Annotated in this window: 15 protein-coding genes and 2 pseudogenes; all 17 read right to left on the bottom strand. The window is 42.4% G+C overall.

Translation table 11 applies throughout. The features are described 5' to 3' along the window. Positions 1-18 precede the first annotated feature (18 nt). The 17 genes and pseudogenes from JCM16418_RS14370 to trpD all read right to left on the bottom strand — a co-directional run bounded on the left by JCM16418_RS14370 (position 19) and on the right by trpD (position 14,039). Positions 19-894 carry a menaquinol-cytochrome c reductase cytochrome b/c subunit gene (locus JCM16418_RS14370; RefSeq protein ID WP_036650137.1) on the bottom strand — a complete coding sequence of 292 codons (876 nt, stop codon included), beginning with the start codon at positions 892-894 and terminating at the stop codon, positions 19-21. 19 nt (positions 895-913) lie between these two features. Next, positions 914-1,585: a menaquinol-cytochrome c reductase cytochrome b subunit gene (qcrB, locus tag JCM16418_RS14365; protein ID WP_036650134.1), complete on the bottom strand. Its 672-nt coding sequence runs from the start codon at positions 1,583-1,585 to the stop codon at positions 914-916. Between the two features lie 15 nt (positions 1,586-1,600). Continuing rightward, the gene (locus tag JCM16418_RS14360; protein ID WP_172679232.1) at positions 1,601-2,143 is read right to left on the bottom strand and encodes a Rieske (2Fe-2S) protein; all 543 of its coding nucleotides are present in this window, start codon (positions 2,141-2,143) and stop codon (positions 1,601-1,603) included. Positions 2,144-2,332: 189 nt separating this feature from the next. Then, positions 2,333-2,752, bottom strand: coding sequence for a DUF2487 family protein (locus JCM16418_RS14355; RefSeq protein ID WP_036650263.1), 420 nt, complete (start codon positions 2,750-2,752; stop codon positions 2,333-2,335). Between the two features lie 131 nt (positions 2,753-2,883). Next, positions 2,884-3,071 (bottom strand): annotated as a pseudogene (locus JCM16418_RS14350) (IDEAL domain-containing protein). A 23-nt stretch (positions 3,072-3,094) separates the two neighbouring features. Further along, a pseudogene (locus JCM16418_RS14345) lies at positions 3,095-3,600 on the bottom strand (gamma carbonic anhydrase family protein). Positions 3,601-3,642: 42 nt separating this feature from the next. After that, entirely contained in the window at positions 3,643-4,788 is a 1,146-nt protein-coding gene (locus JCM16418_RS14340) for a hypothetical protein (protein ID WP_036650132.1), read from the bottom strand. A gap of 93 nt (positions 4,789-4,881) precedes the next feature. Then, positions 4,882-5,466 carry a histidine phosphatase family protein gene (locus JCM16418_RS14335; RefSeq protein ID WP_036650130.1) on the bottom strand — a complete coding sequence of 195 codons (585 nt, stop codon included), beginning with the start codon at positions 5,464-5,466 and terminating at the stop codon, positions 4,882-4,884. 36 nt (positions 5,467-5,502) lie between these two features. After that, positions 5,503-6,114, bottom strand: a complete 612-nt coding sequence (locus tag JCM16418_RS14330; protein ID WP_036650127.1) for an anti-sigma factor family protein — start codon at positions 6,112-6,114, stop codon at positions 5,503-5,505. After that, positions 6,111-6,704, bottom strand: coding sequence for an RNA polymerase sigma factor (locus JCM16418_RS14325; protein WP_036650124.1), 594 nt, complete (start codon positions 6,702-6,704; stop codon positions 6,111-6,113). Before JCM16418_RS14325 ends, JCM16418_RS14330 begins: the two co-directional genes overlap by 4 nt. A gap of 553 nt (positions 6,705-7,257) precedes the next feature. Continuing rightward, on the bottom strand, positions 7,258-8,352 hold the full coding sequence (locus JCM16418_RS14320) for a prephenate dehydrogenase (protein ID WP_036650122.1): 1,095 nt from the start codon (positions 8,350-8,352) through the stop codon (positions 7,258-7,260). 23 nt (positions 8,353-8,375) lie between these two features. Then, entirely contained in the window at positions 8,376-9,476 is a 1,101-nt protein-coding gene (hisC, locus tag JCM16418_RS14315; RefSeq protein WP_036650120.1) for a histidinol-phosphate transaminase, read from the bottom strand. A gap of 24 nt (positions 9,477-9,500) precedes the next feature. Beyond that, complete coding sequence (gene trpA / locus JCM16418_RS14310; protein WP_036650117.1) at positions 9,501-10,310, bottom strand: tryptophan synthase subunit alpha; 810 nt, start codon at positions 10,308-10,310, stop codon at positions 9,501-9,503. Continuing rightward, the gene (trpB, locus tag JCM16418_RS14305; protein ID WP_036650114.1) at positions 10,307-11,503 is read right to left on the bottom strand and encodes a tryptophan synthase subunit beta; all 1,197 of its coding nucleotides are present in this window, start codon (positions 11,501-11,503) and stop codon (positions 10,307-10,309) included. The genes trpA and trpB overlap by 4 nt, the downstream gene beginning before the upstream one ends. Next, complete coding sequence (locus tag JCM16418_RS14300) at positions 11,500-12,183, bottom strand: phosphoribosylanthranilate isomerase (RefSeq protein WP_036650111.1); 684 nt, start codon at positions 12,181-12,183, stop codon at positions 11,500-11,502. Before JCM16418_RS14300 ends, trpB begins: the two co-directional genes overlap by 4 nt. 1 nt (position 12,184) lies before the next feature. Beyond that, positions 12,185-13,009, bottom strand: coding sequence for an indole-3-glycerol phosphate synthase TrpC (gene trpC, locus JCM16418_RS14295; protein ID WP_036650109.1), 825 nt, complete (start codon positions 13,007-13,009; stop codon positions 12,185-12,187). Next, positions 12,999-14,039 (bottom strand): anthranilate phosphoribosyltransferase, encoded by a 1,041-nt coding sequence (gene trpD, locus JCM16418_RS14290; protein WP_036650106.1) that lies wholly within the window; start codon positions 14,037-14,039, stop codon positions 12,999-13,001. The genes trpC and trpD overlap by 11 nt, the downstream gene beginning before the upstream one ends. Positions 14,040-14,063: the final 24 nt, after the last annotated feature.

Here is a 14,063-nt window from a genome sequence, read left to right as displayed (position 1 = left end):
GTTGTGTGTGAAGATCCATTATTTTTCAGCTTTTTGCTTACTAAGCCACTCAGCCAGATGATCAATGTCCTTATCCGTTAGACCAGCCGCAATGGCATTGTCATATTGGGGAGGCATTTTACCTTCATAGCCTTCTTTAATGATCTTAGCAATGGCTGCTTTATCATGTTTGTCGCCTACACCACGTAGGGACGGTCCGCCAGCACCCTTCATATCAGCAGCATGACATGAAATACATCCTGCTTTCTTAAAGGATTCCATTGCTGGATCTTCCTTGTCCACAATCGCAATTTCTTTTGTCTTTGTGGCACTTGAGGTCGGAAGACCTTTAGCTTTGTTCTCAGCAGCTTTCTCTTCACGTTGAATATCTTCAGAGATTTGGCCTGTTTCAGCCATCTCAGCCTTATAATGTGTCCATGCGCTATTTGTTAAGTAAATCGTAGCAATCAAAGACAGAATCATTAATGATGATGCAATCGGTCTACGGTAGAAACGGCGCTCACTTCCTGTATCCAGGAAAGGTGCCAATAGTAGAGATCCGAAGGCTACACCACTCACACCTAGTGTTCCGAGTACAATATAACTACCTGATGCATATGGAAGTTTCAAATATTGATACAGGAACAAGAAGTACCAGTCAGGCATTGGAATAACAGACGCACTCGGATTCGCAGGGAAACCAAGCGGAGCTGGCTCGGCAATGGTAAGTGCCAAAAATCCGACCAGAACAACAACGCCAACCATCCATTCTTTCAACAAAAAGTTAGGGATAAACGCTTCCGATTTACCTGGATATGACGTATAGTCTGGCGGTGTAATGAAACCGTTTCCTTTACGTACACGTGAATCGCCTACAAATACTACTTTTTCTTTTGAATTATTCCCGTGTGCCATCGATATTCCTCCCTTCTTATTATAGTGGTCCGGAAATTCCTTGTCTGCGGATCATGATAAAGTGTCCAACCATCAGAACAAGCAATACGGCCGGGAGGAAAAAGACGTGAAGTGCAAAGAAACGAGTAAGCGTTTCCGCACCTACAATTGTACCGCCTTGCAGGAACTCTTTAATGATGGGTCCCAATACCGGAACAGAGTTTGCAATTTCCAATGTAACTTTTGTTGCAAAGTAAGCTTTGTTGTCCCAAGGAAGCAAATAGCCTGTCAGACCTAAGCCCAACATAACGAAGAACAACAACATACCGACAACCCAGTTCATTTCACGAGGAGCTTTGTAAGACCCTGTGAAGAACACACGCATCGTATGTAGGAACATCATTACAATAACCAAGCTGGCTCCCCAGTGATGCATACCGCGAACAATCTGACCAAACGCAATTTGCGTTTGCAAATACTCTACACTTGCATATGCGTTAATGATGTCTGGTACATAATACATTGTCAGGAACATTCCCGACAGAATTTGGATGACTGTGATAAAAAACGTCAATCCGCCGAAACAGTATACAAACGCAGAAAAGTGATGCGCCGGGTTAACATGTTCCGGGACTTCATGGTCAGCAACGTCTCTCCATATCGGCGTGACATCAAGACGTTCATCAATCCAGTTGTAGACATTCTTAAACATCCGAATCTACGCCTCCTATTTCACTTCAGTATTTGGCTCTATACCGCCTAAATAAACCCAGCCTTTATCACTCTTAATCTTATAAGTGTCCAGTGGTTTAGGTGCTACAGCCAAGTTCTTGCCGAGTTTGGTGTAACGCGCCCCGTGACATGGGCAGTGGTATTCATCCGGGAAATTCTTATCATTGTTCCATCCTACTGTACACCCTAGATGTTTACAGATTGGGGACAAAGCATAAATCTTCCCTTTTTCATCCTTACGAATCCAAGCGATTAATGTTGCTGTACTTGCATACCATCCATCCTGCTGCGGTAATTCAAAAGTGAACTCTTGTGGTTGATCGGTAATTTTGCTCTCTTCGACCACTTTTATGAATTCGCCTTCACCTTTTCTGTGTAGAATAGGATCTACCGCAAAACGCACCATTGGTAATACTGCACCGGCAGCCATGTAAGCAGTGGCACCGCCCAAAGTATAAGTAAGAAATTGTCGACGGGACATTTCTTTACGACCGGGTGGCTTTTCCGATGGTTCATGATGATCATTTTGGTTGCTCATAATGTCTTCAACCCCCTTTGTCAACCAATTCTTTTAGTACTTCAATGATTATTATCACACGACTTACTAGGACATAATAATAATATATGAGCCTTATAAGACCGTCAAGAATTTACATATCATTTTATGGAACTCTTGAAGAATTCACCAATTAAATTGTTGATTTTCTGTCACATTTGCATTTTAATCCTACTCACTCCATAAATTCTGTATTTTTTCTTTAATAACTGCTGCTGAAATGGCTTGTCCCTCTTCCTTCATACTTTGAAGAGATAGTAGTAAGTTGCAGTTGTTCAGTTTTTCTCCATCCACGTTAGCATCCGCCGTCATTATAATCACATAACGAAAGCCTGTAGTTTTGACATGATGACATACTTCATTTAATAATGAATAATCTTCTCCAAGTCCATATTGAAATGCTGGGTATGTAATCACTCTTCCCTTAAATGGGATTTCCACCAGATCCATAAAATCACGCAATCGCTCCAGCGCCTTTGTTGCTTGAATCGGAGTTTCATTTCCAGTTAAACCCGTATAAGGTATAAGACAGGTGTCAAAATATGGGGAGAGTTCATCCCAAGTTGTTTCCTCTACTTCACTGAATTTCATGATTTCACCCTTTCCATCATTTTTCACCATTATATTTCATTATATGCCTTTTTTTAAGTAAAAAAAAAGAAATGCAGATTTAAGCTGCATTTCTTTTTTAATTTCACACGGAGCCGATATCGGTTCTATTACTAATTCATTCTATAGAGTAATTTCAGTTCATCCGTTAGATTAAGAAAAGCCGCCTCGTCTCCTGAAGCAAGCGCCCTGTCAATTTCACGATAAAGTTCTTCGCCCCGGTGATTACGCAACGCTTCATCCATACCATTTCAGCCGCCAGCCCCAACATGACTTCATACGTAACTTTCATTTTATCCATAGGATGCACCTCCGAAGCTTTGTTTAAAACATCCTATACGCTCTCCCCTTCTCAACGTATCCTTCCATAGTCCGGGTCATTCTCTGTAAATCTTCCTCAGTTAGCTCTCGAACTACTCTGGCAGGTGAACCAAGAGAAAGTGTATAGGGTGGTATCTTTTTGTTCTCAGTAACGATAGAACCTGCTCCTACTAAAGCATATTCACCAATGTCTGCACCGTTCAGTACGATCGCCCCCATACCAATTAATGTACCTTTGCCTATCGTACATCCGTGGATAATAGCAGCGTGTCCAACCGATACTTCATCAGCGAGAATGAGCGGCTGATCCGTATTAACGTGACCAACGGTCCATCTTGAATATTGCAACGGTTACCAATCAGAATGGGCGCCATATCTCCTCTGAGAACGGCGTTAAACCATATACTTGACTCTTCTCCTACTTGAACGTCACCTATAATTTTGGCACCTTCAGCCATGTAGACTGAAGAATGAATACGAGGCATTTGCTCGTAATATTTGATTAACATCCCACTTCACTCCTTACTTTGGGAGTGATTGTAACAACACATCTATCCCTTGTCAATGAGTGGAGCAAGCAAACCATTCTCTAGATAAGAGCTCTTATCCGCAAGCTTCATTCCCCATGTTGTCATTCGTATGACCTTACCATGGAGAGGGCTTTCGCCAATCCTGATTAAACCTAAATGCATCATCATTCCCAGTACGCGCTGATTCAGAATGGATTCTGCTGTGTCATAGTAATAGGGTTTAATCAGATATCGAAGTGAATCATGTAGAGAAGAAACCGTAACCCAATCTCTGCAACACTCGCTTGTCCAATACACTAACGATGAAAGATTCGGTATTGCACCCTTATACAGCTTTAGCCAAAAGCGGAACATATGTAGCATATTTTCCTTTTTCCCAGTTTCAGCTACTTCTAGACCAAGTGCTGTTAAAGTAAGCATGTTCCCATTCTCATCAATATATCCTTGTTGATATGCGTAATCGTAAAGCAAGGCCAATCGGTCTGGGTACGCACTATACATTCTGCCATAGCCAAAACGAAAACCACCTTTTACAACAAGAGATTCTTGCACATGGAACATGTCCATAATCTGCTGCTGAGTCCGTCTATACATGATGAATTCCTGATTTAATTCTATAGACTGTTGTTTAATGTAGCGCAAGAACAACAACAAGTCTTCAGCACATAAACCCTGTTCCTCACGATATACGGGAGGCTCACCTGTTCTGCATATTTGCCGAGACAGTGCAGCCCCTAGCTCAATTCGGAAACGCTCTTTTAAATCATTCGGCATCTGGAACAGATATTTGGTACTAGACGTCATCCCGTTAAATAACCAACCACTTCGTTTGTAACGTGCAATAGCTTCTCTTGGTGTTTCTTTACTCTTACTTTCGATTCGTAACTCAATGTTGTCATCATCGAATGACGTTTGTTTAACGACTGCTATGATGTCCTCTAGACTGAATAATCCTCGTTTATCAAACAAAATGGCATTGAGAAAACGTAAATCAGCTACTGAAATGGAGTTTACTTGTTGCTCGATAAATTCCCTGCGGTTCAAGGTGACCAGTATACTTTGGATCAGGTCGTGCTTTGAATTCCGCTTGCACTGGCATGCATAATGGCTTGCAATGGTTGTCAGCTGACCGATATCCGCATACGTTAGCATATCCGCTAAATTCATGTCACATCGCCTCGCCGTTTTAATACCATTATGGGAATTATTACAATTTTTATTCGGACAAGGCAAAAAAAATAACCCGATCATATCGAGTTATTACTTATTCTCCAATAAATGGCGTGTGCAGTTAAACAATTGTGGAACCCAGTCTATATCTTTTTTCTCAAGTATCGTAAGTGACAAATTCCCAATCCGCTCTGTATATTTGTCTTGATAGAGACGTCTAAAGAGCTGTGCTAGAAATCCACCATGACTAATTACAAGCATGTTCTTATCAGGATATTTCATCCACATGTCCTCCATGAACTGAAGACCACGAACTTGAATATCTTCATCCTTCTCTTGACCCAAATCATGTTGCTCCCAATTCTGGCCCCACTTTTGTTCCCGTTCAGTTGCAGTAAGACCCTCCACTTGCCCAAATGCTCGTTCATTCAGACGTATGTCTGGATCATATAATGGAATCCCAAGTTTAGAAGCAATAATATTGCCCGTCTCTTGAGCTCGTGATAAACCACTACTGACTACAAAATCCCATGAATCCTTTTCTTGAAGAAGTCTATTCGCTAGCAGTTCAGCTTGTCTTCTACCTTCATTGTTAAGCGGAATGTCACTTTGGCCCTGTATTCTTCCAATTACATTCCAATCCGTTTGCCCGTGACGAATTAAGCCGATCCTCATGATTGTTTACACCCTCTTCGCTGTATGTATTTGATGCTATCGCCTAATCTTACTAACTCTGCTTAAAGAGAATAACGCCATTCCTACTCCAAGTATAGATAATATCATCCAATACTGCGGATGCGAAGGACTCATGCTAATCACAAGCGGGTCCATAATGCCCCCATTATGCGGTGAAGGCATATCATAAGTATACGGTTCTGATATGAGTGAAGAACTGTTAGCAATTCCCGTAGGTATAATACCGGTTGATATCGAAGAGCTAGCAGTTTCATTACCTTCATGTTGATAGAAAATCGTAAAATATAGAAAACTGCACAAAAACACCATCACAAATCCGGCAATCCATAAAGAAAAGCGTTTCCGGGTTGATCCCGAAACAGCAAAGGGCTGTCCTTGGTCAGGAATAAGCCATGGAGATTCGCGATAAATGCGATCCATGACATTGCGATTAATTGCTTCAGCCTGAAATTCTGTAAATTCTGCCTGTAATTTTATAATTAGATGATGGCTTTCTTTCCATACTTCGAATTCAGCCGCACAATCCCTGCAAGTGGCCATATGCTGTTCAAAAAGACGTCGTTTCAGATCATGCAAAGGCATATCCGTCGCGAGCCCGAACAGTTCCTGAGCCTCGTCGCAATTCATTTGCTTTTCATCCCTTCATAATGTTCATAGATATGTTCATAAAAATAAGGTTCTAGTTGTACTTTAACACTTGAGCGTGCACGGAATAATAGCGATTTGACTGAGCTTACGCTTTGTCCCAATATATCGGCAATTTCCTGATAATCCAGTTGATCGTACTCACGTAGTATCAAAGCAGAACGCTGTTTCTCTGGAAGTTTATTGATAGCCTCGCGCACCTTGCCCACTTTCTCGTTACGTAGCATGGCTTGCTCTGGTGCAATATCTGAAGAAGCAAGGGGGATGTATCCGCTTTCCTCCAAAGGAACATGAGCTGTTCGCTGCTTCCTAAGCTCGCTTAGAACCGTATTTCGTGCAATCGTGTATAACCAGGTGGAGAAAGAAGCATCCACCTCTCGAAACGAATTTAGACCTCTGAATGCCTTATAAAACGTTTCAGAACACAGATCCTCTGCTAGCAGCTCCATATGAGAGCTTTTGAGCATATGATATACAAATGTCAAAATTTTCCTCTGATAACGGCGCATTAATTCAGAAAAGAGCTCTGTGTTGCCCTCTTTGATGTCCCTTATCAATTGAGAATCCGTCATTTCCATGTTACCTCCTCGCCCGTGCAAAAACGGCACCCGTTCGATTCAGTTGTACATTAGTACCGAATCGGATGTAAAAAGTTGCGGTCTCTTTTAAAAAAAGAACACTTTTTCAATTAAACCGTTTATCCGTTAAAAATATGTATTTGGCAAATTTCCCAAGTTTTCTATAAAACTATCTTAAATCATTGTAACATATTAACGTTTGCTAGTCAGTTCAACCCTGCATACCTTCTCACTTTGACTAGAACTATAGCGAAACAACTCGTTTTATAAACAGTGTCAATTCTATCTTAGGTGAAATTCTATCAATCTCTTTTGGAAGATTATACATTATTCTAATAGAGCAAACAAATAACCCGACCTCGGCGGTGGGCTATTTGTTATAGACATAAAAAAAAGGCCGCTATATTAGCGACCGCTCCCCCCACGCTGGGGAGGAAAGTATTTGGATAGGAGTGGAGAGAAACCATACTGTACTTTCATTATATGTATACGTTTTCATTTTGTCAACATCCTTTTTAAATCAACGTTGTAAGCGTTTCAAAAATGATCACTGTGTTACATTATAATGGAGTGTTTGCAGCAGTTGTTTAGCTCTCTCCAGATCCTCTTCTTCTCGGAAAGACAGTCGTAAAATTCCTGGCACATCCTCGCGGCTTTCGATAATTTGCATGTTACTAAGGTTAATATGGTTCGTCCCAAGCTCCGTCGCAATTTTACCGATAATACCGGGATGATCCGGTACATCAATATACAAATCCAGCAGAGGCGTGATCATACCTTTACGACGCTCAGGAAGTTCACTGCGGAAGTCATTGGCTTTGGAGAATTCCTCCATTATGGCATCCCCATTAGCTTCTTCAAGCATTTGTACAAAAGCAGAAATCCCTTTATTCCAGTCTTTTAGCATCCGCAGCATCACTTGGCGGTTATTTAATAGAATGTCGCGCCAAATCACGGGATCACTGGATGCAATTCTTGTAATGTCGCGGAATCCACCCGCAGCAAGCCTGCGGTATAATGAATCTGATTCATTATAATCACGCACCTGATTAACCAATGCCACCGCAATAATATGTGGTAAGTGACTTATAGCTCCAACGATCTCGTCGTGATGCTCTGCATCGACCTTTACAATTTGAGCACGAGTGTAAGTAAGTAGCTGTTCCAATTGAACATATACATGTTCTGGAACAGCTGCTGACGGTGTTAAGACATAGTACGCATTCTCAAATAGAAGTGGCGAAGCAGCTTCAACACCAGAACGTTCAGAGCCGGCCATAGGATGCCCTCCAATGAAATATGCATCATGGAAGTGGTACGATTCAGCCGCAGCACAAATACTCGCCTTGGTGCTGCCCACATCGGTTATGATGCACCCTTTTTTCAAAGGAAGTTGGCTTAACCGAGATAGATAATCCTCCAACATACCCACGGGAACACATAAAAAAATAAAGTCGGCATCAAGTGCCGCTTCCTCCAAAGATAATGTCGCGGAATCAACCACGCCACGACTTATATATTTATCCGCGGAACTAGCGCGGTGGGCATGGCCCACCACGGTTATATCAGGCTTACCTTTAAAACAAAGCGCTAGTGACCCGCCAATAAGTCCTACGCCGAAAATAGCAATTTTTGTAGTCATGTTACCTCACTTCATTGTTTGCATTATTGCACTGGAGTCTTTTCTTCACTAAGAACCTGCTCTAGTGCATGAATAAATGCTTTATTTTGGTCCTGTGATCCGACGGTCACACGAATATATTCTGGGTATTTGGCTTGACCCGTACGGATGATCACACCTTTGCGAAGTAGAGCTTCGAATACCTCTGCTCCAGGTCTATTCACCTTCACCATAATGAAATTACCATGTGCTGGGAAGTAAGTCAGACCCAGACGGTCAAACTCAGCTTGCAACTGAATAATACCTTCTGCATTCGATTTACGACAACTTTCTACATATGCTTGATCAGCTAATGCAACCTTTGCAGCCGCTTGAGCTACACGTGAAGTATTAAATGGTTCGCGTACTTGATTAATCAGTTTAATGACTTCAGGTTGACCTACTCCGTAACCAATCCGTAATGATGCTAGTCCATAGATTTTGGAGAACGTGCGAAGCACTACTAGGTTAGCATATTTAGACAACAATTTTGTGCTATCAGGATAAGTATGATCCGTAACATACTCAAAGTATGCTTCATCCAGTACGACCATCACTTCAGCAGGAACTTGATCCAAGAAAGCAATCAATTCATCCTTGCTAACAATCGTTCCTGTAGGGTTGTTAGGATTACAAACCCATATGACTTTAGTCCGCTCGGATACACTCGATAACATAGCTTCAAGATCATGCTTGCCTTCTTTTAACGGAACTTCTATGGTTACAGCTCCTTCAATATCCGCATTACTCTTGTACACGGAGAACGTCGTGTCTGCCATAATCGTCTCATCGCCCGTCACGAAAAATGCGCGAGTAATCAAGGCGATAATTTCGTCTGAACCACAACCAAAAATAATTTGGTTCGGTTGCACACCTAAATATTGTGCAAGATCCTTTGTTAGCTCGACCGCGCCACCATCTGGATATAGGCTAATATTATCAATTTCTTTGATAATCGCTTCTTTGACAAGAGGTGATGCTCCAAAAGGATTTTCATTAGAAGCGAGCTTGATTACTTCCTTTAATCCGAGCTCCCGCTTCACATCTTCAATTGGTTTGCCCGGTAAATATACAGGTAGATCAACAATATGGGATTTCGGTTTCATGAGATCCCTCCCTTTCAAAATTATTTATTCTGATTTAAATTGTGACACAAAATTCCGAATTTGCAAGAGACCCTCCTGCCGGCGTTCTGCATCCTGTAGCAAGGGAATAGTCTCTTCAATTTGACGTACTATTGCACTACCCACAACAACACCATCACAAATGCGAGCAAATCTTGCCGCTTGTTCTCCACTTGATATCCCAAAGCCAATCGCAACAGGGAGGTCGGTATAGGTCTTAACCTTTTGAATAAAATCTTCGATACCTTCAAAGAAGCTTGCACGCTCTCCAGTGACGCCCAAAGAGGAAACACAGTATACAAAGCCCTTAGCACTAGACGCGATCGAAGCAATGCGTTCATCAGACGTAGGTGCCACTAACGGCACGAGGTGAATGCCTGCCGTTTCGGCCATGCGGTAAATATCAGCAGACTCTTCAATAGGCAAATCAGGTATAATCAAGCCACTGATTTCATGTGCATTTAATTCAGCGAAGAATTGATCGAGTCCGAATTGCAGAACAGGATTATAGTACGTAAATAGAATAAAAGGCAGCTTTACGCCTGCTGATCTTGCCTTAACTGCTGTTTCCATACAGGTACGTATATTCACTTTGTGTTTAAGAGCGCGCTGCGATGCTCGTTGAATAACTGGACCATCTGCAAGCGGATCGGAGTATGGAACACCAAGCTCAACGATATCAGCACCAGCTGCTTCAAGCTCCACAATAATATCAACTGTAGTTTCTATATCCGGATCACCTATCGTTAAGAAAGGAATAAGAGCCGTTTGATCGTTGCTTTTCAATCTAGTAAATGTCTGATCCATCAGATTCATAGCTTCTTCCCTCCTGTGTACGTCATGATGGATTCTACATCCTTATCACCACGTCCAGATAGACAGATCACGACAAGATCTTCTTTGGTGAGCTTTGGTGCCATTTTGATGACATGAGCAAGTGCATGTGCCGATTCAAGGGCAGGTATAATCCCCTCAGTACGACAAAGTAACTTTAACGCATCAAGCGCCTCCTGATCTGTAACAGGAACGTATTGAGCCCGACTGATGTCATTTAAATAAGCATGCTCTGGGCCTACCCCCGGATAATCGAGTCCTGCTGAAATTGAATGTGCCTCTTGCACTTGACCATGCACATCTTGAAGCAAGAGACTCATGGAACCCTGAAATACTCCTTGTGTACCTTTACTCATTGTAGCAGCATGAAACGCCGTCTCAACACCTTTGCCAGCAGCTTCAACACCAATTAATGCAACATCCTTGTCCTCAATAAAAGGGTAGAACATTCCGATCGCATTACTTCCACCACCAATAGCTGCAATGACATGATCAGGCAAACGTCCCTCTGCCTCCAGAATCTGTCGGCGAGTCTCGTCACCAATGATACGCTGGAAGTTGCGCACCATCATTGGGTAAGGGTGAGGTCCAACTGCGGAACCAAGAATATAAAAGGTATCTTCCACGTTACTAACCCAATAACGCAGTGCCTCATTGCCTGCATCTTTCAACGTTCGCGAACCTGACAATACAGGGATGACTTCAGCACCGAGAAGCTGCATGCGGAATACGTTCAATGCTTGACGCTTTGTATCCTCTTCACCCATAAAGACTTTACATTCCATACCGAGTAAGGCAGCAACGGTTGCGGTAGCCACTCCATGCTGGCCTGCTCCTGTCTCAGCTATAACTTTCTTCTTGCCCATTCTCTTTGCGAGAACACCCTGTGCAATTGCGTTGTTGATTTTATGAGCTCCCGTATGGTTCAGATCCTCGCGCTTTAAGTAAATTTTAGCGTCGCCTAGATGATTGCTCAATCGCTCTGCATAATATAAAGGTGTTTCACGTCCTGAATACTGTTTAAGTAAATAATCTATTTCTTGCTGAAAAGTTTCATCTTCGGAAAAATGTTGATAAGATTCCTCAAGATGAATTAAAGCGTTCATCAGAGTCTCCGGTACAAATCGACCTCCAAATACGCCAAAACGTCCATTCTGATCTGGTAGTTGAGTCATGCTTGCTTCACCCTTTCTACAAAAGCTACGATTTTATCTATATCTTTCACACCATCAGTTTCTACGCCGCTCGATATATCAACGCCATCCGGTTTATAATCCTTAATTAATTGCTCCACATTGTCAGCATGTAAGCCACCAGCCACAATAAGTTCTATACCATGCCGCGCGGTCCATTCACGATAAAAGGGAATACGATCCCATGCAAATGTAGTTCCTGACCCACCACCGTACTGTGGATCATGCGTATCTAGAAGCAACGAGTCAATAACATCTGCATAATCTTCAAGATTCATAGATTGCTCATCTTGTGCGCAATCTGTTCTAACAGACATCACTTTGTAAATAGACGTTTGAAATCGCTCCTTGACTGCCTTACAAAAAGCTGGTGACTCTTGCCCATGAAGCTGAATTACATCTAGTTGAGCAACAGACATTACTGTCTCTAACTGCTCCAAATCTGGATTAACGAAAACACCTACACTGCGTGGCTTTTCGATCCCATCCCACTCTTGAAGCTGTCCTAGAAGCTCCGATGCTTTCACTGGGCTAATTTGACGACGGCTATTTGCAAATACAAATCCGATATCATTCACGGGTAAGTGTATCATTGATTTTAGCACTTCAACGTCCTGAAGTCCACAAATTTTTACCTTTGTTCCTCTCTTAATATCGTGCATATTACTTCTCTTCTCCTGAAATACGAGTCATTTCCATAAGATCATTTACCGCAAGTGAAATGTCCTTTTGTCGCATAAAATACTCACCAATAAGTACTCCATGTGCTCCAGATTGTTGTAGATACACCATGTCATCTTTGGAAGATATTCCGCTCTCACTTATTACGGTAAAAGCAGGAGGAATCAGTTTTACTAGTTCAAAGGTCGTCTCAAGTGAAGTTTCAAATGTATGCAAATTTCGATTGTTAATGCCGATTAACGTCCCCTCACCCTCACCTATATCCAGATTCAATATAGCTTCGAGTTCTTGCTGACTATGAACCTCAATTAGCGAATCAAGTCCAATCGACGCCGCGATCTTCACATAATCACGTACCTGCTGTGGTTTAAGTATAGCCGCGATCAGTAGTACAGCATCCGCTCCTAGAAGGCGTGCTTCCCAAATTTGACGTTCATCGATAATAAAATCTTTACGAAGAAGTGGTATGTTCACGGCAGCACGTACTTCCTGTAAGTAAGCTGCGCTTCCTTGAAAATACTTCATATCCGTAAGAACCGATAGACAATCAGCCCCAGCGCTTTCATAGCTCATTGCTATTTCTACGGGATTGAAGTCGGATCGGATTAAACCCTTGGATGGTGATGCCTTCTTCACCTCAGCAATTAAACCCATGCCACGGTTACGTTCACCTTTTGATAATGCTCTTGCAAAGCCCAGTGTAGAGGGCATTTCCGCAACTTTACGTTCTGCTTCTTCAAGTGAAAGACGTTCTAATAGATTAGCTACCTCTTCCCGCTTCGTTTCTACAATTTGTTCAAGATACATAGTTTAGCTCTCCTGTCCGCTGAATCAGTTGTTGTAGCTTGCTATACGCGTTACCATTGTCGATTGCCATTGCAGCCGATTGTACACCATCTGCTATGCTGTTAGCGAGTCCTGATACGTAAATGCAGGCTCCAGCATTCGCCAATACAACATCTCGATAAGAACTACGCTCACCCTGTAGAACCGACTCAATAATAGACGCATTCTGTGCAGCGTCCCCACCTAGAACGGACTCAAGCGGATGAATATCCAGACCAAGATCATGCGGATGAATATCATACGTTCTGACTTCTCCATGTCGAAGCTCAGAAATTTGCGTAGGCGCTGAAATGCTTATTTCGTCAAGTCCATCGTGACTATTAACAACTAACGCTCGCTTAGATCCAAGTTCGTTTAACACTTGTGCAATGGTTTCTGTCTTGTCTCGATCATAGATGCCAAGTAATTGGCGATCCGCTCCAGCAGGATTGGTCAATGGACCTAACATATTAAATACCGTTCTCACTCCCAGCTCTTTCCTCGGAGCTGCTGCATATTTCATCGAAGGGTGATAAATTTGCGCGAATAAGAAGCAAATTCCAATTTCATCGAGACACTGCTTAGCTTGTTCACTACTCAAATGTATATTAACGCCAAGTGCTTCAAGTACATCCGCACTTCCAGCGCGTCCAGATGCAGAACGATTTCCATGTTTAGCAACGCGAACAGATACAGAGGATGAAATAATGGCGGATACGGTAGAGATATTAAATTTATGAATCCCTGATCCACCTGTACCACAAGTATCTAACAGCCTTGCATTATCAGTAAGTACGTGGCTACCAGCACTTCTCATTGCTTCTGCAAACCCGGTTATTTCGGATACTGTTTCCCCTTTGATGCGAAGTGCTGTCAGCAATGCACCAATCTGTGCAGGACTTACCTCTCCCTGCATAATGGCTTGCATCGTTTCACGCGCAACTTCACGTGTTAGATGCTCCCCACTAATCAAATTTGATATAATCGATTGAATCGGTTGATCTGCTCTCATATTCGGCTCTCCTCCTTCAATTTG

Origin of the sequence: Paenibacillus pini JCM 16418, assembly GCF_000576305.1 — a bacterium.
GTDB classification, from domain to species: domain Bacteria; phylum Bacillota; class Bacilli; order Paenibacillales; family Paenibacillaceae; genus Paenibacillus_AQ; species Paenibacillus_AQ pini.
Note: the sequence above shows the minus strand (reverse complement) of the source record. Positions and strands in the feature narration are given on the sequence as shown.

Excerpts from the sequence above, each read along its gene's own strand:
- JCM16418_RS14370 (WP_036650137.1), bottom strand. The coding sequence starts at position 894 with ATGGCACACGGGAATAATTCAAAAGAAAAAGTAGTATTTGTAGGCGAT.
- qcrB (WP_036650134.1), bottom strand. The coding sequence starts at position 1,585 with ATGTTTAAGAATGTCTACAACTGGATTGATGAACGTCTTGATGTCACG.
- JCM16418_RS14360 (WP_172679232.1), bottom strand. The coding sequence starts at position 2,143 with ATGAGCAACCAAAATGATCATCATGAACCATCGGAAAAGCCACCCGGT.
- JCM16418_RS14355 (WP_036650263.1), bottom strand. The coding sequence starts at position 2,752 with ATGAAATTCAGTGAAGTAGAGGAAACAACTTGGGATGAACTCTCCCCA.
- JCM16418_RS14340 (WP_036650132.1), bottom strand. The coding sequence starts at position 4,788 with ATGAATTTAGCGGATATGCTAACGTATGCGGATATCGGTCAGCTGACA.
- JCM16418_RS14335 (WP_036650130.1), bottom strand. The coding sequence starts at position 5,466 with ATGAGGATCGGCTTAATTCGTCACGGGCAAACGGATTGGAATGTAATT.
- JCM16418_RS14330 (WP_036650127.1), bottom strand. The coding sequence starts at position 6,114 with ATGAATTGCGACGAGGCTCAGGAACTGTTCGGGCTCGCGACGGATATG.
- JCM16418_RS14325 (WP_036650124.1), bottom strand. The coding sequence starts at position 6,704 with ATGACGGATTCTCAATTGATAAGGGACATCAAAGAGGGCAACACAGAG.
- JCM16418_RS14320 (WP_036650122.1), bottom strand. The coding sequence starts at position 8,352 with ATGACTACAAAAATTGCTATTTTCGGCGTAGGACTTATTGGCGGGTCA.
- hisC (WP_036650120.1), bottom strand. The coding sequence starts at position 9,476 with ATGAAACCGAAATCCCATATTGTTGATCTACCTGTATATTTACCGGGC.
- trpA (WP_036650117.1), bottom strand. The coding sequence starts at position 10,310 with ATGAATCTGATGGATCAGACATTTACTAGATTGAAAAGCAACGATCAA.
- trpB (WP_036650114.1), bottom strand. The coding sequence starts at position 11,503 with ATGACTCAACTACCAGATCAGAATGGACGTTTTGGCGTATTTGGAGGT.
- JCM16418_RS14300 (WP_036650111.1), bottom strand. The coding sequence starts at position 12,183 with ATGCACGATATTAAGAGAGGAACAAAGGTAAAAATTTGTGGACTTCAG.
- trpC (WP_036650109.1), bottom strand. The coding sequence starts at position 13,009 with ATGTATCTTGAACAAATTGTAGAAACGAAGCGGGAAGAGGTAGCTAAT.
- trpD (WP_036650106.1), bottom strand. The coding sequence starts at position 14,039 with ATGAGAGCAGATCAACCGATTCAATCGATTATATCAAATTTGATTAGT.